The sequence below is a fragment of the Winogradskyella sp. genome (genome assembly GCF_016744625.1).
Lineage (GTDB): Bacteria > Bacteroidota > Bacteroidia > Flavobacteriales > Flavobacteriaceae > Winogradskyella.
On the sequence record NZ_JADGDZ010000055.1, the window covers coordinates 1 to 23,215 of the forward strand.

The window sequence follows — 23,215 nt, forward strand, 5'->3', positions numbered from 1 at the left end:
TCTTTTAGAGATAAACGTTTTTGGTTAATAGTGTCTGAATAAGCAATCCATAATGCAAGTAATGCACTAGAAAAAAATATTGCGACAACATACATTGGAAAATCAATAGAAATTAAACCAAACCAACTGAACATAATTTCTTCAAGTACAGTAAATCCGAATAAGGCTAAAACTGGGTTAGATTTTATTGGCTTTATAATTAATAAAACACCTCCATACAAAAGAATAAAGCAAAGAATTAGAGGTAATATTAGATTAAAATAGGATAAGCTGAAATAACTCTTAAGAGAATAATCAAAATATTCTTTTAAATTAATATTTAAGTCCGTTTGTATTAGGAAGATTATGCTAAATAGAATACCTATAACTGAAAATACAATTCCAATAATTTTTCTAGTTGCCATATTATAATAAGTTAGTTTACTTATTATTCGCGAACTTTTTAAAAAATCACACTTTTAGGAATTTTTATTCAATTTTTTATTTTTTGGTTGTTTTCAGAAGGAGAATAGAGTTTTTAACGAAATGTAGGAATGACAGCCAACGATTTGATATGACGTCGTTTTAATGACTTATATCAAACGTTACTGAAACAAATTCAGCACGCGTAAGCAAAGTTAATTTTTCTAAAGCATAATGTTAATACGTATAACTACGTAATTTTCATTTAAGACTTGTCGTCTTCATCATTACCTTTTTTTGCCTGTGTTTGACCATAACCAGCACCAAAAACAAGTCCAAGACTCAACCATAAGGCAATATTATCTGTTACAATACCAATGACACAACCAATAATCATTCCTATACCAATACTTTTTGATTGAATATTTTCTTTCTTCATTTTTGCTTTAAGTTAATGTACTTCCCATTTTATTAGTAGCAATTTATTGAGATAAGTTACATCATAAAAAAGTCCCAAGTCTAAGACTCAGGATTTTAAATTGGTTAAGGTTTAAGCTATTGAACTCATAATTCAATAATTTATAACATATCATAAATAACAAAATGCTAATCTACTTTCACTGAGGAAAATCCACTCGTTGTTTGAGCTCTATCACCCCAAACTATTACTTCAAAACCATTAGCAGATTGATTAAGATAAGCTATATTTGTCAGTGAATGATCGGGACCATCTTCTCCAAAATTCTCAGTTGATAATTGCACAATGTAATTTAATTCCCATCACAAACTAGTCTATTTGGTAACTTTACGATATAGGTTCTTTTGTAACCACTACCTAATAAATCGCTTGGATTAGAACCAAAAGTCACTTCTATGCTCGGAGTTGTTCTAATTATTGTACCATCGGCAGCGACTTTGCCCATAGCTATCATTTGTGGTATTCTTTGACTCATAATTTTAAAATTAGTTAAACCATAAATTAATACTGGTAGTAAAACTAAATAAGCGTGTTGTCAATACGTAGGACTACGTAATTTTTTTAAAAACAGCTAATTTATTTAAATTTTAAGGTCTTAAGTTGGTCTACATAATACTCATAAAACTTATTTACATTAATCGTTGATGCTATCTCTATTGATGATTCTAATGGTTCAGCGTCTGTAATAAACTTAACCGTCATTGTTCCTTGTGTTGCAGGATTATTGCCTGTATCAATGTCTACAAATGCTTTTTTTAAGTCATACAACTCAGGTTTACCTAGATAAGCAGTTGCCGCAGTATCCCAGAAGCTAAACCCATATTGAAAGGCTACTAAAGCATACATTTGTACCGCAAGGTCTAAGGCAGGGAATTGCTTACTACCAGGTATAAAATGCTCTCGAATTATATCACCAGATAAAGTAACGTCATTAGTAACATTAAGAGGAAACATTTTAATTTTTATACCCGATTTTAACACCTCTTGAGTTGCATGTGGATCCCAGTACACATTCCATTCTGCGTTAGGATTAGCTCCAGGAGCTATGCCAGTATCAATATTTCCAAAAGGTGTCTTTTCAGTAATATAAACACCTCCCATCCATACGATTTCATCAACTTTGTTTGAAAAATCAGGGTCATTCTTAATGGCAGTTGCAATATCAGTTACAGGAGAAAGACAAAGCAATGTTACTGGCGAATTGTTATTCTCACGATACACTTTATCTACCATATGCTCCAAAGGGTAATTCATAAGAGGGTCTGGCACCTTTACATCCTCTTTATATTGATTTACAATAGGAAAAAGATCTACCATTAATGAGTATTGACGATACGTCCATGGAAATGGATTCCAAGCTCTTGCATTTGATACTGCTACAGGTATGTGCTCTATATCAACGAGATCAAGAAGTTTACTACTAACTTTTGCTGTTGGAAAACCTTGACAGTCAGCATTTAATACTAGTATTCCTTTTATACTAACATTTGGCATCGCTGCTGCAAATAGAATTGACATCAATTCGTCTGTAGCTCCGTCGTGAATAATAATCGTGTTTTTTGTTTGATCCATTTTTCTATGTATTCGTTGTTAAAATCTTTCTTAATTGGTTATAACTCTAATAAGTATGACTTAAAACAGACTATAAGCGAAGCTAATTTTTAATTTACAAAATGTCAATACGTAAAACTACGTGATTTTCAAGAAAAACTATTTAGTTCAAAACAACATCATTCACAAGAAACTTTAGAGCGCTATCAAAGTTCGCACCTATTGTAGACCATTTATATTTTTCATTGTTCACATGCTCAAAAGCATTTTGCCCATACAAATCTATTAGCGATGTGTTTGCTGTTATTTGTTTTATAGTGCTACTTATAGCTTCTGGCTTTCCTTCATACATTTCTGCAGCTTCTGCTTCTACATAAACTGGTGTTTCTGCTTTAAACTTTAGCGCCGTTTGGTTAGGCCAGTTTTCAGAAAAACTTGAGTGATCTGGAACTATTTGAGCAGCTCCTGTTGCCGCATGTTCAAAAACACAAAGTCCCCAACCTTCTCCCATTGCTGTTGTAATACCAATATCGCAAGTATTGTAAAGTTTTAATAATTGTTCTTTAGGAATAGATTGTACATGCCCATTTAAGGTGTTGAGCATTACATTGTTTTCAATACCAAGTGATTTAATTAGTGCTTCTAGCTTGCTGCGCTCATAGCGTTTAAGTCTAGCAATATTAAGATATAGACTTGCATCTATTTCTTTTAAAGCTAAAGCAAAACCTTTTATAGTGAGATCAAGCCTTTTTCTATAATAAGACCGGTTAGAGTTTAATAGCATTGGCCGTTTCCAATACTCTGGGTGATTAGGAAAGAGCTTTTCTCTTAAAGTTTGGCGAAATCCTAATTCCGCTGGTAAATTACTAGTAGTGATTGGCTTATAATACGTATCGTGACCATGACCAATACTAATTAGTTTAAGGTTATTATCAATTCTTAAATCATTTAATGCAGATTTTGCAAACTCAGTATATGTGATACATAAATCTACTCCAGCTAAACTATCTACTATGCGCTTATCTACTGGTCGTCCTTCGACAGGCATGTAAACAGCTAATTTTGCCAATTTGTACTTTGCTGCAACCGCTGTAAAATCTGATGTTTTCCATGGACTCCCAATGATAAGAATCACATCTGGTTTAAAATCATTTATTACAGTTTTAAAATGTATTTGTGTAGATTTTTCCCAATTTGGTAGTATCGATAATTCTGTTTTTACATGCTCTACAGATTTATAGCTTTTATCTTCTAATCCGTATGCAAAGACCATAATACTCCAAGAATTCTTCAACTCTTCTACTATGGCGTTTAAAACATTTGACAAACCAACATCGTCCTGAGCAAGCCCAGCGATTAATAGACGATGTTGGTTCTTTATTGTTTCTAAAATCAACTTTTTAAAGCTTAATTTACTTCAACCCAAGCTGACAATGTATGATAGCATGCAAAATCCATTGAGGTATGCTTACTACCTTCATTAACAATAAGTAAATAATCTAAATACTTAGGATGTTGAAAGTAAATATGCCTACCAGATGAACCATCTTTAGGAGCCAGACCAGATTGATCATTCATATCTTTCATTTGATAGGAATCTCCTGGTACATTAATATACACCATGCGCTTTAAGTTTAAAGCTTGGGTATTATAACTAGGAAATGCTTTAACAGCTTTAGGTATTTTTATAACATCTGATTTTGTTGGCTGAATTTCAGCTGAAGGCTGTGACGCTGATACTATTGGCACATGTACACTATCTAAAAAATAAGGTTTTAGGGTTCCATAATTTTCTTGGTAAACCATATTAATAACAACTCGATTCTCAGTGTTTTTCAATGCTAACGAATTGCTAAAAATGCGTTCTGCCTTAGCTCTAGCAGCTGTAGGTGTATAGCCAGAAACATAAGCGCTTTGACCCCAAAAATCTTGATAAGCATTAACCAACCCTAAAGTATAACCTCTTTTAGCATGAGGTGGTTTAACTATACCTCCAAGGATTGCTCCACGTAAAAAATATTGCACATTGCTAATAAAAGGTAACTCTTGTGAGAGTGCTAACTTTCTATAATTATCGTATTGCTCTTCAGCAACACCATTATTATTTTGGTAATGGAAAGCTTCAATTAATAAATAGAGTGCTCTGCATTGTGCATAACTCGCATCCATAAAATACTGGAAGTATGAGTTTAAAGCATCATAACCATCAATTTTACTGTCAGTAATAATTGGCTCTGTCATTTCTCTGTACAATTGTAATACACCTTTATTTGGTCCTGAGCCTTTTAATAAAGTGTTAATCTCAGCTAAAGACACTTCAGCTCCAGAGTTAGAGTCTAAAATTTCAGTGACAAGATTTGCTACATCTGCTTTAGATGTTGTATCTGGGTTTTTTGCATAGGATAAAAATCTAGTGTATTGAACATTTATCTTAGTAATGTAATCTTGTAAATCATTATCTCTTGTTTCCCAAGATTGATACAATTGTTGCTGCTGAATAACTTTTAATTCTGTGAGAATTAATGCAGTATCCTTTGCTAATTCTTTTTGAAGACCACTGACGGCTCCTTCAATATAGTTTAATTCTTTTGCTAGAGCTTCTGATTCTGATTGACCAGTATCTCCTTCGATTCCTTTTAGAACCCATCCTGCACCTGCTTCTAATCCAGATGTAATAAGTCCTCCTACAATTGATGTTGTAATTGCAACTAAAATTCCTGCCATAATATTTTATGTTTTAAAGTTTCTCAAAACTACATCCACAAATAAATATATATAAGAGCACAAATACTGAGATTAGAAAACAAGTATTTTTGCGCAGTAAATAACTTGATGAAAGTCAAGTGATTATAGAAATACTATATTACTATTAAACAAAAATCCCAAGCCAAAGGCTCAATATTTCTATTTAATTATTAGTCATCTCAACAAAGTATTACTCATACTCCAATAGCTTTTTTTTAGAAACTTCTTCAATATCTCTGATAAAGTTAACTCTACTTTTACTTTATAATAAATATTCGTAATTAATTTATACAATAAGAAGAACTGTTTTAGATGATTCTATGCTTGTATTACATTTTTAAATGTTGGCGAGCTTTCTGTAATACTACCTATACCTTTCTTATTAACTTTAAAGTTAACATCCTTTTTTATGGTAAATAATAAAACAGATAAAAAAGAAGATTTTAGATGTGATTTTAAGATCGTAAGCGACTCTTCTAATGTCATTTCTTCTTCTATATCCTCGATTTCTCTTGGTCTAAAACTGTATTTAAGCAAAACCTTAAAGTCATCATCAGAATAAATTGGTCTAATGAATATATTTTTTAATTCGGGTTTACCAATGGTTTTAGCCATAGTTAATTTTGCAAAAGTACCTTCATTAATACTTTCTTTTACTTGCTTCCAAAACACGACAAATTCATCTTGATAATTCATAATTTAAAAAATAAATAATACTATTAATATTGAAATATATTGTAGTAAAATAAAGCCTAGTATCGCTCTATAATAGTTTTACAAATAACATCCATATTCTTTTTTATAATTTTTGAAGCAGGAAACCCATCTGAATCAAATGCTGTAATGGTTTCAAAATAACCCATATCATTAGGAAAATAAGCCTTTTCATTAGTTTTGTTCAAATGATTCTCAACCCAAGAATAGGTTGTTATAATTTTGCTATAATTAATTCCTGAATCAGGATCATTATTATTGGTTTTGCTACTTTTTACGGCTAATTGTTTTTTAATGTTATACTCAAAAGTTGATGCTTCAATAAATGCGGTTTTAGAATTGGATTCTCCTATTTTAGCAACGAGAAGTTCGTTTTTTATGTCGTAACTATAATTAATAGTAGTACTCATATTACTTTTCTTAGTTTCAAAAATATGGTCTTCATTTCTCTTATAAGTTGAAGTAGAATATTCTGAGTAATCCGAAAACTGAGTTCTTATAGTTAATAATCCTAAAGTATCATACACATAAGTATAAGTGCAACACATAAAACTTTTAAGTTTCTGGCTTACAACGTTCTTGTCAATAAGCCTGTAATAATTTAAAGTATCACTTACTTTAGCTGTACCGTACTTACCAAAAGTAACAATCTCAAAAACTGAATCGAGCTTCATTTGCGTCATCAAATAAGGAATATCATCAATTGCCTCTATTTTTAAAGGCTCTATAGATTGGCTGGCTTTTTGTTCACAAGAAAGAACTGATATTAAACTATAGATGATTAACAAGTATTTCATAATTCAATTTAAACAAAAAAAATCCTAAGCCAAAGACTCAGGATTATTATAATTAAATGACGCTTAGCGTCTAATCTTCTGGATGCATAAAACGCTGTTTACCTAGTAATACGTCTTCTGTTTCAACATGGTCTTCATCAGGAATACAACAATCTACAGGGCAAACTGCCGCACATTGAGGTTCTTCATGAAAGCCCATACATTCCGTACACTTATCTGGTGCAATGTAATATACCTCGTCATCTATAGGTTCTTGTGTCTCCTCTGCGTCTACCTCTTTACCATTTGGTAACACTATTTTTCCTTTTAAACTTGTACCATCAGCGTAACGCCAATCGTCTGCTCCTTCATAAATAGCTGTATTTGGGCATTCTGGCTCACATGCTCCACAATTTATACATTCGTCAGTGATTATAATTGCCATAGTAATTTATCTTTTTCTTTTTACTTTCCGTAATTTTGCAAATGCAAAAATAGAGCCAAAACATCGTATAACCAAACCCAATATGGATTTACAACAAAGAATTAACGCATTTACAAAATTAGGTGCCTTTTTATGTCAATTTACAACTAATGGTATAAAAAAAGACGATACTATTATTGCTAATGATTTATTTTTTAATGGGTTTAAACATCAAATGAAACTCGCTAAAGAACATAATGGTTGGTTTACAGAAAAAAATATTTTATTTAGCATTGAGTCTTGGTCTAAAGCTCTGACAGAAAACAACATTAATCACTGGACAAATAAGTACAACTTTAATATTTCAAATTCAAAAACCGTTGCCATAATTATGGCAGGAAATATTCCTTTAGTTGGTTTTCATGATTTTTTGAGTGTCCTTATTTCTGGTCATAATGTTTTAGTAAAACAATCCTCTAACGATAAACACCTCCTACCCTTTTTAGCTAAGTATTTAGAAATTGTAGAACCTGAGTTTAAAGGCAAGATTAAATTTACAGAACAAAAACTTGAAGGTTTCGATGCCGTAATTGCTACAGGAAGTGATAATACAGCACGTTATTTTGAGTATTATTTTAAAGACAAACCGTCTATCATTAGAAAAAACAGGAATTCCGTTGCTGTATTAACTGAAAATGAGACCAAAGAACAATTAGATTCTTTATCTGATGATGTCTTTAGATATTATGGTTTAGGTTGTAGAAACGTTTCTAAACTATTTGTGCCAAAGAACTATAATTTCGATGCCTTCTTTAATGCAATTTACAAATGGCACCCTATTATCAATGAAGCCAAATATGCAAATAACTACGATTATAATAAGGCTGTATATTTAATGAGTGAATTTGATATGTTAGAAAATGGCTTTATGATGATAAAGGAAGATAAAAGCTACGCCTCACCTATTGCAACGCTATTCTACGAGTGTTATAATAATATTGAAGAATTACAACAAAAACTCACATTAACAAAAGACAAAATACAATGCGTTGTTGCTAGTGGGATTGTAAACAATGAAATAGCTTTTGGCGAAACACAAAATCCACAACTGTACGATTATGCTGATAATGTGGACACTGTTGAATTCTTATTAAAAATATAGGTCAAAAATTATCAATTTCGCAACACATTTTAAGCAATTAATTAGCACCTTTGTAACTGTTTAAATTTTAATCAATATAATTTCACAATTTTCTATTGTAATCACATTAGAATCACGGAAATAAAAATATAATATTCATGAAAAAACATAATTTTAGTGCTGGTCCATGTGTATTACCAAAATCGGTAATGGAAAAAGCTTCAGAAGCTGTTTTAGACTTTGATGAAGGCTTATCACTTTTAGAAATTTCGCATCGTAGCAAACCGTTTGTAGATGTTATGGAAAATGCTAGATCCTTAGCTTTAGAGTTATTAGGTTTAGAAGGTAAAGGTTATAAAGCTTTATTTTTACAAGGAGGAGCAAGCACACAATTTTTAATGGTCGCTCTAAATCTACTAGAAAAAAGAGCTGGTTATTTAAACACAGGAACTTGGGCAGACAAATCGATTAAAGAAGCTAAGATTTATGATGATATCTACGAAGTAGGTTCTTCTAAGGCTGCTAACTATAATTATATCCCAAAAGGTTACGACATACCAGAAGATTATGATTATTTTCATTGTACTTCTAACAATACAATTTTTGGTACCCAAATGAAAAGCTTCCCAAAATCACCAATACCAATGGTATGTGATATGAGTAGCGATATATTTTCACGTCAGTTAGATTTTACTCAATTCGATTTAATCTATGCTGGTGCTCAGAAAAATATGGGACCTGCAGGAACTACTTTAGTTGTTATTAAAGAAGGCATCTTAGGTAAAGTGTCTCGTAAAATTCCTTCAATGATGGATTATAAAGTACATATCGGAAAAGGCAGTATGTTTAATACTCCACCTGTATTCCCTGTGTATGTATCAATGCTAACTTTACAATGGTTAAAAGATTTAGGTGGCATTAAAGCGATTGAAGAAGAAAATGACAAGAAATCACGTTTAATTTATTCTGAAATTGACTTAAATCCATTATTCAAAGGCTATTCAGTAAAAGAAGATCGTTCTATGATGAATGCTACATTTACCTTAGAAAATGAAAATCTAAAAGAAACATTTGAAGCTATGGTAAAAGAAGCTGGTATTAACGGTTTAAATGGTCATAGAAGTGTTGGTGGTTATAGAGCATCGATGTACAACGCTTTAACTTTGGATAGTGTAAAGGCACTTGTAGAAGTAATGAGTGAATTAGAAAGTAAAGCATAAATAATAATCGTCATTCCGAACGAAGTGAAGGAATCTATTTAAAGAGATTGCCACGTCATAATTCCTCGCAATGACAAAACATATAAAAATGAAAGTATTAGCAAACGACGGAGTTTCTCAAAGTGGTATTAACGCTTTAGAAGCTGCTGGATATGAAGTTATCACAACAACTGTTGCACAAGAACAATTAGAAAACTACATCAACGAAAATAAAGTTTCTGTGTTGTTAGTTAGAAGCGCAACAACAGTAAGAAAAGATTTAATCGACAACTGTCCTAGCCTAAAAGTTATAGGTCGTGGTGGTGTTGGTATGGATAATATCGATGTAGATTATGCACGTAGCAAAGGTTTAAATGTGATTAATACTCCAGCTGCATCATCACATTCGGTAGCAGAATTGGTCTTTGGTCACTTTTATGGCTTAGCTCGTTATTTACACAACTCTAATCGTGATATGCCATTAGAAGGTGACGCAAACTTTAAAGGCTTAAAGAAAGCTTACGCAAAAGGAACAGAATTAAAAGGTAAAACTTTAGGTGTTCTTGGTTTTGGTCGTATTGGTCAAGCCACAGCTAAAGTAGCATTAGGAGCTGGTATGAAAGTAGTGGCTTTCGATCCATTTATGGAAAAAGCTGACTTACAATTAGATTTCTTTGATGGACAAAAAGTAAATTTTGAAATCAAGACCATTTCAAAAGAAGACGTTTTAAAACAAGCAGATTTCTTAACTCTGCATGTACCTGCTCAAAAAGACTACGTTATTGACGAAGCGGAATTCAACCAAATGAAAGATGGTGTTATTATAGCCAATGCTGCACGTGGTGGCGTTGTTAACGAAGTTGCACTTGTTAAAGCTATTGAAAGTGGTAAGGTTTCGAGAGCGGCTTTAGATGTTTTTGAAAAGGAACCAAAACCAGAGGTTCAGTTATTAATGAATCCAGCATTATCATTAACACCTCATACAGGTGCTGCAACAAATGAAGCACAAGATAGAATTGGTACAGAATTAGCCGAACAGATCATAAATATTTTAGGTTAAATATTTTCGCTATAGGTTTTCCTTAGCACTGTTGAAAAGCTGAAAATCAAAAGTTTAAAAAATTCTCATAACTCAAAATTGAGAATTAATTTTAAAAAAATGTGACCAAATCAAATAAAATGAGTCCTACAATTGTGGGACTTTTTTTGTACCTTCATATGCTTAATTTTATTAACCTTAATTATATACAACAAAATGGCAGGAATTTTAGACTTATTAAACAGTGACTTAGGAAAAACAATCATTAGCGGTGTTTCTGGTTCTACTGGAACAGATCAAAATAAAACAAGTAGCGTATTAACAATGGCGTTACCTGTACTTATGAAAGCAATGGAACGTAATGCTTCAACTCCAGAAGGAGCACAAGGCCTTATGGGAGCTTTAAGTGGTAAACATGACGGAAGCATTTTAGATAACCTTAGCGGTTTGTTTGGTGGTGGAGTTAATGATGAAGTTAAAACTGATGGTTCTAAAATTCTTGGTCACGTACTTGGTAACAGACAACAAGGTGTTGAAAAAATAATTGGTGAAAAATCTGGTTTAGATATCGGTTCTGTAGCTAACATTCTTAAAGTTGCTGCACCAATTTTAATGGGTGTTTTAGGAAAACAAGCAAAACAAAACAACGTAAGTTCTCAAAGCGACTTAGGAGGTCTTTTAGGAGGCTTACTTGGTGGAGCTAGCAATTCTGGACCTGTAACTAACGAACAAAGCTTCTTAGAAAAAATGTTAGATGCTGATGGTGACGGTAGCGTTCTTGATGATGTAGCTGGTATGGTATTAGGAGGAGCAAAGAAAAAAGGTGGTCTTGGAGGTCTTTTAGGCGGTTTATTCGGAAAATAAAATTCCACATACAATCATATATAAAAGCAGTTCTATAAGAGCTGCTTTTTTTTTGTTTATAATCCTAATCCTTTCAGAAAGAATAGGTTTACTCATTCATAAGGTTCGTTAACTAAATTACGATTTGATATCAATACATTATAGTATTGATTTGCAGTGTTAAATCGTAGTAAAAAGCTAAATACACTCACAAAATTTTAATACCTTTAGTAATTATGAAACGAGCAGACTCAAAGTTTTTTTTCCTAAGAAAAATGATTAAGAGCAAACAGCATGTGGTCAATGAAAAAAATATAAACAGATACATGAAAAGGATTATTCCATTTATTATTATTCTCATACTCATTGCTAGTTGTAAATCTTACAATAAAGAACAAACAATTAATAATGATACTGAAAACAGCTTGGTGCAAAGCGATACTGTTTCTATTAGCAGTGACGAAAGCGATTACGAAATAATTATTATAGAACCAGGTTTTAATGGATGGTTAAATAGTACTGCACGACCGAGAGGATTTTATTCTCAACAGTATTTAGAAACAAGGAATTTTTTATTGGTACAAGCATGGAACCAAAGAAACTTACAGCCAATGAGATATGACCCAAACCTTTATGAACTTAGAATTGATTATGATCAGCGCACAGATTATGGCTATGAGATTAATTATAAATTATACAACTACTTTATATATTTTCAACTAAAATATAAGCAAAAATTAACATCGTTCAATCCTAGAATTTAATGTAAATTCGCAGCACTTTTATAGTGCTATGGAAAAATTTAAAAAACATTGGGAAATTCAACATAATTGGCAGTTGTTATTTCCCTTTTTTGGTATTGTTATTTTAGGCTATTCAGCTTTTAAAATTTCAAATGCTTTTCTAAAAGATTATGGAACCCTTATAATTTCAGTAATTTCTATTATCATCTTTTTCTTGTTACTAAAGTTAATACTCTTCCTATTCAAAAAACTTGAAAAAAAATGGGTCTTAGATTATAAGTGGGAAATGATTCGTGTATTTATGGTTTTTGCTATTACAGGTTCTTCTTCAATATTTGTAGGACGACCAGTCATTAAATTACTAGGAATTACTAAAGAAAACTTAAACCCACTACTATATTGGATATTATTTATTATCATTGGCCTTATATTTTACCAGATTCTCTTAGTGAGTTTTGGATGGTTATTTGGACAATTCCAGTTTTTCTGGGAGTTTGAAAAGAAAATGCTCAGACGATTTGGGCTTAAACGTTTTTTAGATTGAATTTTAAAACAGTCATAACATCAATATTTAGAGTTTTAGCACTTATACTAGTACTAGCTGTGCTTTTGCCTTCTGTTGTAAAACTGACGCATGCCTTTAATCATCATACACATGAAGTTTGTGAATCGGATAATGAAGCTACAACTCACTTTCACGAGTCTGACTTAGAATGTGATTTTTACAAGTTTAAGCTCACTAAAAATCAATTTTTCGTATTATCTAAATATGAAAAAAATGCAAAGTTTCAGTTTTCAAAACAAAAATTAGATTATTATATTTCTTTTAATAATTATCAGCAATTAACAAGGTTTCTAAGAGGTCCACCTCAGTTAGTGTAGTATTCCAAATTATACACATTAACAAATAAATGTAATGAAACAACTCATTGTTGGTATAGTTATAGCATTTTCATGCTTTGGCTATAATCAAAACTGTACATATACTTTTTTAGGTGAACTTTCAGATTTTCATGATGGTACTCCAATAATATCAGCTACTATATATATCAAAGAACATGATAAATATCTTGTTTCTGATTTTGATGGTAAATTCAAAATAGAAAATTTATGCAGTGGTGTCTTAAATTTAACGATATCTCACATTGGGTGTGAAACCAAAACCGTGAGTTATGTGATTAAAGGAGATACGCATAAAGCTATTCAAATTGAACATCATATTGAAGAGCTTAATGAAATATCTGTTACTGGCAACACAAGTAAGAAAGAAACTAAGACAGCTCAAGAAACTGTACTTAAAGCAAATACACTTAAAAAGTATAGTGCTTTAAATCTTGGTGATGCTTTAAAAGAGGTTTCTGGTGTATCTTCTATTAACACAGGTAACTCTATTGTTAAACCTATGATTAATGGAATGCACAGTAGCAGGCTGCTTATTTTAAACAACAATGTAAGACTACAAGATCAAGATTGGGGAATTGAACATGCTCCAAACATAGATATCAACTCTGCAGATCAAATTTCAGTGATTAAAGGTTCTGGAGCTTTGGCATATGGTGGTGATGCTATTGGAGGTGTTATTGTTGTTAATCCAATTAGAATTATTAGAAAGGATACGCTATATGGGCGCACCATAATTGGTGGGCAATCTAATGGACGAGGTTATAATATATCTTCGACCTTTAATAGAAGTTACAGTTCGGGTTGGTTTGCAAACATTCAAGGATCATTCAAACAAAATGGTGATTTTAGGGCTCCAGATTACAATTTGACAAATACAGGTTTAAAATCGCATGCATTTACAATGAATACAGGTAAAAAGAAGTTTGAGTCTGGTTTTGAAGTCTTTTATAGTTATTTGGATAATGAGATTGGTATTTTAGGAGCTTCACATATTGGTAGTACTTTTGATTTAGAACGTGCTATAAATTCGGGGCAACCTAGTCTTATCAATGATTTTAGCTATGATATCAATGCACCTAAACAAGAGGTTACGCATCATTTAGCAAAAGCAAGTTATTACAAACGTTTTAAAAATTTTGGTAAAATAAATTTACAATACGATTACCAAAATAACCAAAGGTTAGAATTTGATGTGCGAATTGGTGACAGAAGAAATATTCCGGCCGTTGATTTAAAGTTGCAAACACATACGTTTTTGGCTGATATAAATTTAGATGCTAACCTAAACCGAAGAATAAATTTTGGTATTATGGGACGTTTTCAAGATAATTTTGCAAATCCAGATACAGGTGTTAGACGTTTAATCCCAGATTACGAAAAGTATGATTTTGGAGCATACACAACAGCTGAGTGGCAAATAAGTGATGATTTAATTTTTGATGCTGGCTTAAGATATGATTTTAATAGAATTGATGCTAAAAAGTTTTATTTAAAATCGAGATGGGAAGAACGTGGCTATAATGTAGATTTTTTAAATATTATTTTAGAAGAGTTTCCAACGCAACTTTTAACAAATCCTGTTTTTAACTTTCATAATATATCTGCATCAGCTGGTATAAAGTATAATATCAATGACAGTAACCAAATCATTTTCAATTACAGTTTAGCAAGTAGACCGCCGAATGTATCAGAGTTGTTTAGTGATGGATTGCACCATTCCGCAGCAAGATTTGAACTAGGAAATCTAAGATTCGATCAGGAAATTGCGAATAGGTTATCTGCATCTTATGCTTTTAATTCATCGAAATTTAGCCTTTTAGCTGAAGTGTTCTATAGTAGGGTTAATGATTTTATCTACTTAAGACCTTTTGACTTTATACTTACAAACAGAGGACCTTTCCCATTATGGCAATACCAACAAACCAATGCAGAATTATTTGGCATTGATGTAACAGCTACTTATAATTTAACTGATGCTTTACAATGGCAAAATAAAACAGCTTTTATAAAAGGGTATGACTTAGAAACTGATTTGCCTTTAATAGATATGCCATCTTTTAATACAACAAATCAAATTACATATAATAATGAAGCATGGTATAATTTTTCAGCAAGCTTAAAATCAGAATGGGTATTTGAACAAAATGAATTCCCTGATTTTAATTTTGAAATAGAAGACCAACTTACTGGTGAAATAACACTGATTGATATTAGTACTCCTCCTCCAGCCTATCATTTATTACATCTATATAATGAAGCCACTTTTTCTTTTACTGAAAAAACAAACTTAAAAGTTGCTTTAAGTATTAATAATATACTTAACACATCGTATAGAAACTATCTAAACCGCCTACGTTATTTTGCTGATGACTTAGGAAGAAATATAACATTACAATTAGAACTCAATTACTAAAAAAATGAATACAAATAAATTAAATATTAAAACCATGAAAATCAATCATTTAAATATTACAAAAACAACTAATTTTTTTGTTAGCGCACTTTTTTGCTTAACATTAATTACATCATGTTCAAGTGACGACGACAATCCTCCACCAGTTAATCCCGAAGAGATAATTACTAATGTAACTTTAACGTTTACTAATAATGCAGATGCTACAGATATTGTTGTGTTGGCTAGTGTTGCTCCAGATGGACAAGACGGTACTTCTAATGAGTCAGTTACAGGAAACTTTACTGCAGGAGCAACATATGATTTAAGTCTAGCTATAACTAATGCTTCAGAAACTCCTGCAGATGATGTTTTAAATGATGACATTATCCCAGAAGCAGATGAGCATTTCTTTTCTTATGCTGTAAATAACATAAACTTAACTATGACTAGAGATGGAGATGATATCAATGGCCCAAATGGAAGTAAATTAGGTGTTAATACAACTTGGGTTGCTGGTGCTGCAAGTACAGGGAACGTGCAAATAACGTTAACACATGAACCAACTTCTACTGATGATTCTGATGGATTTGGTACTGCTACAGGTGGTTCGGAAGATCTTAACATTACATTTAACAATGTTGATGTTCAGTAAATAAAATCACTTTATTACTAAAAAAGCACTCTATCGAGTGCTTTTTTTATGCTTTAGATATTGCGTCTCCTTTTTTGAAAACATAAGTATATAACCACATTAATGTAAACATAGGCACAACATCTGTAAATGGTAACGCTTCCTCAACAAATGTAATTACTCCTGCTATTTTCCCTGTTTTTCCTTTATATAATTTTGTCATTAACCAAGCTGAGACTGGAGCCCAAATGATATCAGAGAATTCACCAATTCCAGGTATAATAAAAGACAGATACCCTAAAGCATCAAACAATAAGCTTAGTAAAAGTATTTGGTGTTTTTTCATTTATAATTTTAAGTATTAATCTATTTCATTTAGAGCAATAAGTATTCCAAAGATAAAGCCTGCCATTTTCGCATTAAAACGACGTTAACAATGTCTAAAACTTTTTAACGTTTAATTAAGAGCGTTGCATAGTGTGAGAATGTAGATTTGTAATATTAAAGTGTAACAACTCGTTAATCAATGCATCTTTAATGTTATACTAAACCATCATCAATCAATCAATTATGAACTTACGTTCCTTAGTTATTCTTCTTACAATACTTTGTTTTTCTAATATATCACAATCACAAGACAAAAGATCTTTAACCATTAAACGGACTTCCGATGCTCCAAAAATTGATGGCGTTTTAGATGATAAAGTGTGGGGAAATGCAGAAATCGCAACAGATTTTATATCCTTTAGACCAGAGATTGGTGAAACCGTACAGCCTAAAGAACGTACTGAAGTGAAAATGACCTACGATGATGAAGCTATTTATGTCGCTGCATATCTCTATGATGATCCTTCTAAAATAATGAAGCAATTGACTAGTCGTGATAATTTTGGTCAAAACGACTTTTTCGCTGTAATTCTCAATCCAAATAATGATGCCCAAAATGACACACAATTCTTTGTGTTTAGTTCTGGTCAGCAAGCAGATGCGATTGCAAATCCGAGCATTGGGGAAGATTTTGGTTGGAATGCCGTTTGGCAAAGTGCCGTAACAATTGTAGATGATGGTTGGATAGTAGAAATAAAAATCCCATATAGAACCTTACGTTTTGCTGATCAAGAAGAACCAACTTGGGGTTTGCAATTTCACAGACATTATAGACGAGATCGTTCTCAGTTTACTTGGAATACAATAGATCCTACAAAAGGAAATATTGGTTTATATCATGGAGAATTAGTGGGTTTAAAAGACATTAAACCACCTGTACGTTTAAACCTCTATCCTTTTGCAACAGGAATTGCAAACAGCTTTGATGGTGATACAGAGACTGATTTAACATTTGGAATGGATGTTAAATACGGACTTACAGATAATTTTACACTAGACGCAACACTTGTTCCAGATTTTAGTCAGGCTGGTTTTGATAATGTAACTTTAAATCTTGGTCCTTTTGAGCAAACTTTCTCAGAACAACGTCAATTTTTTACAGAAGGAGTCGATTTATTCTCTAAAGGGGATTTGTTCTTTTCAAGACGAATTGGTAATAGACCTAGTGGTATATTAAGTTTAGATGATGATGAAGAGGCTGATGTACCTAATGAGGTTAAAGTTCTAAACGCAATTAAGGTTTCTGGTAGAACTAAGAACGGCTTAGGTATCGGTATTTTTAATGCTATTACTGAAAAAACATTTGCAACTATTATTAAATCCGAAGAAATATTTGATGAGAATAATGTCGTAACAGATACTATAATTACCAAAAGAAAAGCTGTAGTTGAGCCTTTTACTAATTATAATATTCTAGTGGTAGATCAACAATTTAACGGAAATTCTTCAGTGAGTTTAATTAACACTAATGTCTTAAGAGAAGGCGAGTTTAGAGATGCAAATGCTACTGCTTTAGTTGCTAACCTTCAAAATAAACGAAACACTTATAGAATTAATGCACAAGCAAAAATGAGTAATGTTAATTATCAATTAGATGATAATCAAACTGGGTTTAGTAGTCGAGTATTTGTAGGTAAAACACATGGAAACTGGAGATATAGTGCAGATCACAGTTATGCAGATACTAAATTTAACATCAATGACTTAGGTCTAAATCGTAGAAACAACTTCAATAATTTTGGTGCTGATGTTTCTTACAGAACTTTTGAGCCAAAAGGGAATCTTAATAACTATAGAATTGGCGCTTATATTAATTATAGAAATTTAGCCAATCCTGGGACTTTTACTGGCACAAACTTTGGTGCCAATTACAATGCGCAAACCAAAAAATTAAATCACTACGGTTTTAGATTAAATATTGAACCAGGTAAGCAATATGATTATTTTGAATCTAGAGATGGCAGATCCTTCATCTATAAAAACGTTGTAAGTTTTGGAGGTCGTTATTCTTCTAATTATAATAAAACATTTGCTTTTGATATAAGGCTCGATCCTTTTTTTCTAGTTGAGGATGGTAGAGATTTAGCTGGTTATAACTTTAATTTTAGACCAAGAGTACGTCCAAATGATAAATTACTTTTAATTTACAGTTTTGACTTTAGGATGGCGAATGGACAAAGAGGTTATGCTGCCTATGTAGATGATCAACCAATTTTTGGAGAGCGCAATAGACAAACGCTTACCAATAGTATATCAGCAAATTATACGTTTAACCCATTTAACACTTTATCACTTTCCTTCAGACATAATTGGGATACTGTGGATTATGATTATGACTTATTTACCTTGTTAGATAATGGTCGTCTAACTACAGATTCTGGTTATACAATAGATAATATTGAAAATAGCCCAAATATTAACTTTAGCATTTGGAATGTCGATCTGAGCTACTCTTGGCAATTTGCACCTGGTAGTTTTTTAACAGCTTTATACAGAAATCAATTACGTAATAGAGATACAATGTCTCAAGATAATTATTCCGATAGTATAAATACCTTATTTGATCAGCCTATGCGACATACATTTTCAGTACGCATGCAGTATTTTATAGACTTCAATGGTATAAAATCAGTCTTTAAAGGAAACAAATCTACATCTTAGTATTGTGACTTTATACTATAAGTATTACTTTCACACTGTATGAGTAAAACCATCATTACAGCAAAACAAATTAAGAAAGCCTATAAAGATCTTCAAGTCTTAAAAGGCGTTAACTTAACGATTTCAGAAAGTGAAATTATATCAATCGTAGGTGCTTCTGGCGCTGGTAAAACAACCTTGCTTCAAATACTAGGTACTTTAGATAAACCAGATTATACGGCAGAAACTGAATTAGTCATTAATGGGCAATCCATAGAATCTTTGAATGACAAGGCTTTAGCCAGATTTAGAAATAAAAATATTGGTTTTATATTTCAATTCCACCAGTTATTACCTGAATTCACGGCTTTAGAAAATGTGTGTATTCCTGCATTTATTAATAATACACCTAAAGCAGAAGCTGAAAAACGCGCTAAAGAATTATTGGATTATTTAGGCTTAAAAGATCGTATTGACCATAAACCAAATAGTATGTCTGGTGGTGAACAACAACGTGTTGCTGTTGCCAGAGCTTTAATAAATCAACCCAATATTATTTTTGCTGATGAACCTTCTGGAAACCTAGATAGTGAATCGGCAGAACAACTCCATAACTTATTCTTCAAACTTAGAGATGAGTTTAAGCAAACCTTTGTTATCGTTACTCATAACCAAGAATTAGCTGCTATGGCAGATAGAAAACTGACTATGGTTGATGGGAAGATTGTTAGTTAAAACACAACTAAAAACCATAAACCCTACGATTCTAATTAATTCTGACCCTTTTTAAAACCATAAGTATTTTGCCCTAAAAAATCTTGTGGGAATTTATCATCTCCTTTAAACCCAATTTCTATTGTTCCGCTATCTTCAGGTATATAATTAGTTTTAAAAATGTAATCCCAAAGACTTAAACTAATACCATAATTAACTCCAAATTTTCCTTTTGGCAAAACATAAGCATGATGATATAAATGCATCACTGGATTATTGAAGACATACTTTAATGGTCCCCAAGTAATCTTAATATTAGAATGGTTAAAGTGACCTATAGCGATAGTTATAAAGTGAATGATAAAAGCTTGTTCTGGCTCAAACCCTCCAATTAGCATCACACCAAAAGTTTTTAATGGTTTATAAAATATGTTTTCCATCCAATGGTATCGTAAATGTGCAGCAAAACCCATTTCTTTTACACTGTGATGAACTTTATGAAATTTCCATAAAAATCGATATTTATGTAATAATACATGCGTAAACCATTGTACAAAATCTAGTATAATAAAGAATACAAATAATTGTGCCCATGGTGCCCATTGAGAGATATTTATGAGAGCTAGACTTTTGGCTGTTATGTTAATCTCACCAAAAAGTAATCCTAAAATTTCATAAAAACCGCTGATGACAATTGAGAACATGAAAAAATTAAAAAACATATAAAATGCATCTAACCAAAAGTCGCGTCTAAATATTGATTGCTCTTTTCTCCAAGGAAAAGCAATTTCTAAAAGCCATACAAAAATTGAAATAGCAATGAGTCCCCAAAAATAATTGGTATACCATGGCACTTCAAAAAGAATAGATTTCCACGTCCAATCTAATGTGCCTTGAAAGGCATTAACAAATGCATCTAAATACTTTTCCATTTTAATTTATATTTTTTGTTATACTATCTTTTTTAAAGGGCAAGTCATTGAAATAGCTCCATTCTATCCAAGAGCCATCATAATTCCTTACATTTTTATATCCCAATATTTGTGTAAGCACAAAGGTTGTATGCGCAGATCGCACTCCACTATGGCAATACACAATTAATGAATCATTCTTTTTTATATTCAAAGTGTTATAAATACTATCCAAGTCTTTTACTGATTTTAAACGCTTATCACTATCATAGTTTATTGCTTTTGCCCAATCAATATGAATACTATTAGGAATTCTACCTCCCTTAGAAGCTCCTTTTTTTTGTCGCCTTCCAGAAAACTCATCCGCAGTTCTAGTATCTAAAATAATCATATTGCGATATAGAGCTTCTTCAACTTCTTCTTTTGAGATATAATACTGCTTCATAGTATTGTTACTCAGTTTAAACACTGACTCACTTAATTCAGATATTTCGGATGTTACTTGTCCATTATTCGCTTTCCATTCTGGCAATCCTCCATTCAAAAGTTTTATATTTTTAAAATCATAGTATTGTAATATCCACCATAATCTTGTTGCCTCACACAACCCATTATCATCATAAACTATTATGGTATCATTTGTTTTAATACCTAGTTTTCCAAATAAGGTTTCAATCTGAGTTTTACTTGCCATAACACCACTATATAGAAACAATTTATCTTCAATATCTGTTCTCCAAATATTTATTGCTCCAACAATATGTTCTTTAACATAAAACTCTTTTTTTCTAAAATCTAATATTTTGATATTATGATCATTAACTATATTTAATAAATCTAATGGTTCAATAAGATATATGGTTTCACTAACATCATTTTTTACTGTCTTTTCTTGCTGGCAAGACAATAAAAACAAAGCAATACCTATAAAACTAATTCTCCAATTCATACCAATCTATATCAGTTAAAATCATACGTCTTCCTTTAGCCTTTGGAGGATAATTAGTCACCAAATAATTAACTATAATCTCTTGATTCCCTCCTAAATCCCATAAGTTTTGCGTCTCTTGCATCCATTTAATAGTTGTATTCCAACGTTCAGTATTCATTCTATTTTGAGTCACAATCTTTGCAGAATGGCAATTGGTGCAATTATTAACTACAATCATTAATCCTTCAGCATCAACTAAACCAGTTCTTACATGTATCCCACTTTCAATTCGGTCTTCGTCTTCTTCTACAGGAATAGCTGAAATAGTTTCTGATTTCGACTTAAAATCAAATACATCAGGATTATTCATATAATAAACCAATCCACCACCAGTAATGAAAAACAATGTAAAAAACAACATCAAAAAACGATACAGCTTTTTTACTTCCGTTCTAAAATTGACTTCTTTGGCCATTTACTTCACTTTTACTGCTATTCTGTGACATGCATTATTTAAATAACCTTTCGGATTCCAACCTGGCAATAACATAGGTTGAGTTAATCTATTTGTGTCAGTTGCTCTTGCCCAAACTTCGTAATAACCTGCTTTTGGGAAATCTACTGTTCCCGAAAAATGTTGCCATGCTAAGCGATTTGCTGGCTTTTCAATAGTACAAGTTTTCCAAGTAGACCCAAAATCTATGGAATATTCCATTTTGGTAACTTCTAATTCTCCTGCCCATGCATGACCTCTAATATTTAAAGACTTCCCTTTTTTAATCATTGCTCCAGTTTTTGGGTATGTAATCAATGATTTTACTGGCATAGACTCTATTATGCACATAGCTTCATCTTTCACTTTTTCACCTGGCGCAACTGGTTCACAAGGAACTCTGTAAGCCGTTCCTGTCATTTTTGTACCATCATGAATTTTATTACGAATACTAATTCTATTTACCCATTTACCAGAAACCGAAGCTGGCCATCCACCTGCAACCAAGCGTAAAGGATATCCATGAACTAGTGGAATATCCTCACCATTCATTTGAAAAGCTAACAATGTTTCGTCTTGCAAAGCTTTAGACATTGGACAACCTCTAGAAATAGGTTCTTTTTTTGGATCCATACTCAAATGCTTATCTACTGCATGAAACCCAATATAAACAGCACTACTCTTAATACCTGCATCTTCTAAAACATCACGCAGTCTAACACCTGTCCAAGATGCGCAATGTACAGCACCAACTGTCCATTGGTTTCCTTTTGCTGGTGGATCAAATTCTGCACGTCCATTACCACCGCATTCTAATGTTAATTGATATGTATGTTGGCTAAACTTAGACTTTAAGTCTGCAAGTGTAAATGTTTTTTGACTTTTAACAGACTCGCCATCAATGGTCAATGTCCATGTTTTTGAATCAATATCTTTTGGAACCAATCCATTATTTCTAATAAACATACACGAATTTGGTGTAATCTTATCATCTAACAAATGGGCTTGTGCTTCAATATTCCATGGCTTATCATTCAGCACAATCATATCCTTGTGCTTATTAAACATCTTGAAAGGATCAGGATCTTGTAATGCCAATGGCATATAGCCTTCGTGCATTTTAGAACCAAAAACAAGCTCAGCTCCAATCAGCAT

At 32.0% G+C, this 23,215-nt stretch carries 26 protein-coding genes; 11 read left to right on the forward strand and 15 right to left on the reverse strand.

Translation table 11 applies throughout. The annotated features are described in order from the left end of the window. From QZZ53_RS11545 to QZZ53_RS11590, 10 genes are all read right to left on the reverse strand, one after another. A partial coding sequence (locus QZZ53_RS11545; RefSeq protein ID WP_296384781.1) for a hypothetical protein occupies positions 1 to 404 on the reverse strand: 404 nt, incomplete at its 3' end. 263 nt (positions 405 to 667) lie between these two features. Next, positions 668 to 841 (reverse strand): hypothetical protein, encoded by a 174-nt coding sequence (locus QZZ53_RS11550; RefSeq protein ID WP_296384783.1) that lies wholly within the window; start codon positions 839 to 841, stop codon positions 668 to 670. Positions 842 to 1,008: 167 nt separating this feature from the next. Further along, entirely contained in the window at positions 1,009 to 1,164 is a 156-nt protein-coding gene (locus QZZ53_RS11555) for a hypothetical protein (protein ID WP_296384785.1), read from the reverse strand. A gap of 8 nt (positions 1,165 to 1,172) precedes the next feature. Then, positions 1,173 to 1,355: a hypothetical protein gene (locus tag QZZ53_RS11560; RefSeq protein WP_296384786.1), complete on the reverse strand. Its 183-nt coding sequence runs from the start codon at positions 1,353 to 1,355 to the stop codon at positions 1,173 to 1,175. Between the two features lie 101 nt (positions 1,356 to 1,456). Next, the gene (locus QZZ53_RS11565; protein WP_296384788.1) at positions 1,457 to 2,452 is read right to left on the reverse strand and encodes a nucleoside hydrolase; all 996 of its coding nucleotides are present in this window, start codon (positions 2,450 to 2,452) and stop codon (positions 1,457 to 1,459) included. A gap of 142 nt (positions 2,453 to 2,594) precedes the next feature. Then, positions 2,595 to 3,827, reverse strand: a complete 1,233-nt coding sequence (locus tag QZZ53_RS11570; RefSeq protein WP_296384790.1) for a glycosyltransferase — start codon at positions 3,825 to 3,827, stop codon at positions 2,595 to 2,597. Between the two features lie 11 nt (positions 3,828 to 3,838). After that, positions 3,839 to 5,155 (reverse strand): hypothetical protein, encoded by a 1,317-nt coding sequence (locus QZZ53_RS11575; RefSeq protein ID WP_296384791.1) that lies wholly within the window; start codon positions 5,153 to 5,155, stop codon positions 3,839 to 3,841. 339 nt (positions 5,156 to 5,494) lie between these two features. Further along, complete coding sequence (locus tag QZZ53_RS11580) at positions 5,495 to 5,872, reverse strand: hypothetical protein (RefSeq protein WP_296384793.1); 378 nt, start codon at positions 5,870 to 5,872, stop codon at positions 5,495 to 5,497. A gap of 56 nt (positions 5,873 to 5,928) precedes the next feature. Then, positions 5,929 to 6,687, reverse strand: coding sequence for a hypothetical protein (locus tag QZZ53_RS11585; RefSeq protein ID WP_296384795.1), 759 nt, complete (start codon positions 6,685 to 6,687; stop codon positions 5,929 to 5,931). 70 nt (positions 6,688 to 6,757) lie between these two features. Continuing rightward, positions 6,758 to 7,111 (reverse strand): 4Fe-4S dicluster domain-containing protein, encoded by a 354-nt coding sequence (locus tag QZZ53_RS11590; protein ID WP_296384798.1) that lies wholly within the window; start codon positions 7,109 to 7,111, stop codon positions 6,758 to 6,760. Between the two features lie 82 nt (positions 7,112 to 7,193). Between QZZ53_RS11590 and QZZ53_RS11595 the strand changes: the two genes are divergently transcribed. The 9 genes from QZZ53_RS11595 (at position 7,194) to QZZ53_RS11635 (ending at position 16,005) form a co-directional block, all read left to right on the forward strand. Next, positions 7,194 to 8,252 (forward strand): acyl-CoA reductase, encoded by a 1,059-nt coding sequence (locus QZZ53_RS11595; RefSeq protein ID WP_296384800.1) that lies wholly within the window; start codon positions 7,194 to 7,196, stop codon positions 8,250 to 8,252. 137 nt (positions 8,253 to 8,389) lie between these two features. After that, a complete protein-coding gene (gene serC / locus QZZ53_RS11600; protein WP_296384802.1) occupies positions 8,390 to 9,451 on the forward strand; it encodes a 3-phosphoserine/phosphohydroxythreonine transaminase in 1,062 nt (353 codons plus the stop codon). Between the two features lie 88 nt (positions 9,452 to 9,539). Beyond that, the gene (locus QZZ53_RS11605; RefSeq protein WP_296384803.1) at positions 9,540 to 10,490 is read left to right on the forward strand and encodes a D-2-hydroxyacid dehydrogenase; all 951 of its coding nucleotides are present in this window, start codon (positions 9,540 to 9,542) and stop codon (positions 10,488 to 10,490) included. A gap of 195 nt (positions 10,491 to 10,685) precedes the next feature. Then, complete coding sequence (locus QZZ53_RS11610; protein ID WP_296384805.1) at positions 10,686 to 11,333, forward strand: DUF937 domain-containing protein; 648 nt, start codon at positions 10,686 to 10,688, stop codon at positions 11,331 to 11,333. A gap of 305 nt (positions 11,334 to 11,638) precedes the next feature. Beyond that, complete coding sequence (locus QZZ53_RS11615) at positions 11,639 to 12,076, forward strand: DUF6146 family protein (protein WP_296384807.1); 438 nt, start codon at positions 11,639 to 11,641, stop codon at positions 12,074 to 12,076. A gap of 28 nt (positions 12,077 to 12,104) precedes the next feature. Continuing rightward, on the forward strand, positions 12,105 to 12,599 hold the full coding sequence (locus QZZ53_RS11620) for a DUF6787 family protein (protein ID WP_296384809.1): 495 nt from the start codon (positions 12,105 to 12,107) through the stop codon (positions 12,597 to 12,599). Continuing rightward, positions 12,596 to 12,937, forward strand: a complete 342-nt coding sequence (locus QZZ53_RS11625) for a hypothetical protein (protein WP_296384811.1) — start codon at positions 12,596 to 12,598, stop codon at positions 12,935 to 12,937. The genes QZZ53_RS11620 and QZZ53_RS11625 overlap by 4 nt, the downstream gene beginning before the upstream one ends. Positions 12,938 to 12,971: 34 nt before the next feature. Next, complete coding sequence (locus QZZ53_RS11630) at positions 12,972 to 15,371, forward strand: TonB-dependent receptor (protein ID WP_296384812.1); 2,400 nt, start codon at positions 12,972 to 12,974, stop codon at positions 15,369 to 15,371. 4 nt (positions 15,372 to 15,375) lie between these two features. Further along, entirely contained in the window at positions 15,376 to 16,005 is a 630-nt protein-coding gene (locus QZZ53_RS11635; RefSeq protein ID WP_296384814.1) for a type 1 periplasmic binding fold superfamily protein, read from the forward strand. 46 nt (positions 16,006 to 16,051) lie between these two features. Here QZZ53_RS11635 and QZZ53_RS11640 read toward each other — a convergent pair whose 3' ends face one another. Continuing rightward, positions 16,052 to 16,330 (reverse strand): hypothetical protein, encoded by a 279-nt coding sequence (locus QZZ53_RS11640; protein ID WP_296384816.1) that lies wholly within the window; start codon positions 16,328 to 16,330, stop codon positions 16,052 to 16,054. A 224-nt stretch (positions 16,331 to 16,554) separates the two neighbouring features. Between QZZ53_RS11640 and QZZ53_RS11645 the strand changes: the two genes are divergently transcribed. Both QZZ53_RS11645 and QZZ53_RS11650 read left to right on the forward strand, forming a co-directional pair. Continuing rightward, positions 16,555 to 19,032: a DUF5916 domain-containing protein gene (locus tag QZZ53_RS11645; RefSeq protein WP_296384818.1), complete on the forward strand. Its 2,478-nt coding sequence runs from the start codon at positions 16,555 to 16,557 to the stop codon at positions 19,030 to 19,032. Positions 19,033 to 19,083: 51 nt separating this feature from the next. Then, a complete protein-coding gene (locus tag QZZ53_RS11650) occupies positions 19,084 to 19,746 on the forward strand; it encodes an ABC transporter ATP-binding protein (protein WP_296384829.1) in 663 nt (220 codons plus the stop codon). 35 nt (positions 19,747 to 19,781) lie between these two features. Here the strand turns inward: QZZ53_RS11650 and QZZ53_RS11655 are convergent, their stop codons facing one another. From QZZ53_RS11655 to QZZ53_RS11670, 4 genes are read right to left on the reverse strand one after another with little or no spacing between them, the layout of a single operon-like run. Continuing rightward, a complete protein-coding gene (locus tag QZZ53_RS11655; RefSeq protein WP_296384821.1) occupies positions 19,782 to 20,657 on the reverse strand; it encodes a sterol desaturase family protein in 876 nt (291 codons plus the stop codon). Position 20,658: 1 nt separating this feature from the next. Further along, the gene (locus QZZ53_RS11660; protein ID WP_296384824.1) at positions 20,659 to 21,585 is read right to left on the reverse strand and encodes a sulfurtransferase; all 927 of its coding nucleotides are present in this window, start codon (positions 21,583 to 21,585) and stop codon (positions 20,659 to 20,661) included. Then, on the reverse strand, positions 21,569 to 22,042 hold the full coding sequence (locus tag QZZ53_RS11665; protein ID WP_296384826.1) for a monoheme cytochrome C: 474 nt from the start codon (positions 22,040 to 22,042) through the stop codon (positions 21,569 to 21,571). Before QZZ53_RS11665 ends, QZZ53_RS11660 begins: the two co-directional genes overlap by 17 nt. Next, positions 22,043 to 23,215 (reverse strand): sulfite oxidase, encoded by a 1,173-nt coding sequence (locus QZZ53_RS11670; RefSeq protein ID WP_296384827.1) that lies wholly within the window; start codon positions 23,213 to 23,215, stop codon positions 22,043 to 22,045.

Coding starts and splice junctions, on each gene's coding strand:
- QZZ53_RS11550 (WP_296384783.1), bottom strand. CDS start 841: ATGAAGAAAGAAAATATTCAATCAAAAAGTATTGGTATAGGAATGATT.
- QZZ53_RS11560 (WP_296384786.1), bottom strand. CDS start 1,355: ATGAGTCAAAGAATACCACAAATGATAGCTATGGGCAAAGTCGCTGCC.
- QZZ53_RS11565 (WP_296384788.1), bottom strand. CDS start 2,452: ATGGATCAAACAAAAAACACGATTATTATTCACGACGGAGCTACAGAC.
- QZZ53_RS11575 (WP_296384791.1), bottom strand. CDS start 5,155: ATGGCAGGAATTTTAGTTGCAATTACAACATCAATTGTAGGAGGACTT.
- QZZ53_RS11580 (WP_296384793.1), bottom strand. CDS start 5,872: ATGAATTATCAAGATGAATTTGTCGTGTTTTGGAAGCAAGTAAAAGAA.
- QZZ53_RS11585 (WP_296384795.1), bottom strand. CDS start 6,687: ATGAAATACTTGTTAATCATCTATAGTTTAATATCAGTTCTTTCTTGT.
- QZZ53_RS11590 (WP_296384798.1), bottom strand. CDS start 7,111: ATGGCAATTATAATCACTGACGAATGTATAAATTGTGGAGCATGTGAG.
- QZZ53_RS11595 (WP_296384800.1), top strand. CDS start 7,194: ATGGATTTACAACAAAGAATTAACGCATTTACAAAATTAGGTGCCTTT.
- serC (WP_296384802.1), top strand. CDS start 8,390: ATGAAAAAACATAATTTTAGTGCTGGTCCATGTGTATTACCAAAATCG.
- QZZ53_RS11605 (WP_296384803.1), top strand. CDS start 9,540: ATGAAAGTATTAGCAAACGACGGAGTTTCTCAAAGTGGTATTAACGCT.
- QZZ53_RS11610 (WP_296384805.1), top strand. CDS start 10,686: ATGGCAGGAATTTTAGACTTATTAAACAGTGACTTAGGAAAAACAATC.
- QZZ53_RS11615 (WP_296384807.1), top strand. CDS start 11,639: ATGAAAAGGATTATTCCATTTATTATTATTCTCATACTCATTGCTAGT.
- QZZ53_RS11620 (WP_296384809.1), top strand. CDS start 12,105: ATGGAAAAATTTAAAAAACATTGGGAAATTCAACATAATTGGCAGTTG.
- QZZ53_RS11630 (WP_296384812.1), top strand. CDS start 12,972: ATGAAACAACTCATTGTTGGTATAGTTATAGCATTTTCATGCTTTGGC.
- QZZ53_RS11635 (WP_296384814.1), top strand. CDS start 15,376: ATGAATACAAATAAATTAAATATTAAAACCATGAAAATCAATCATTTA.
- QZZ53_RS11640 (WP_296384816.1), bottom strand. CDS start 16,330: ATGAAAAAACACCAAATACTTTTACTAAGCTTATTGTTTGATGCTTTA.
- QZZ53_RS11645 (WP_296384818.1), top strand. CDS start 16,555: ATGAACTTACGTTCCTTAGTTATTCTTCTTACAATACTTTGTTTTTCT.
- QZZ53_RS11655 (WP_296384821.1), bottom strand. CDS start 20,657: ATGGAAAAGTATTTAGATGCATTTGTTAATGCCTTTCAAGGCACATTA.
- QZZ53_RS11660 (WP_296384824.1), bottom strand. CDS start 21,585: ATGAATTGGAGAATTAGTTTTATAGGTATTGCTTTGTTTTTATTGTCT.
- QZZ53_RS11665 (WP_296384826.1), bottom strand. CDS start 22,042: ATGGCCAAAGAAGTCAATTTTAGAACGGAAGTAAAAAAGCTGTATCGT.
- QZZ53_RS11670 (WP_296384827.1), bottom strand. CDS start 23,215: ATGCTGATTGGAGCTGAGCTTGTTTTTGGTTCTAAAATGCACGAAGGC.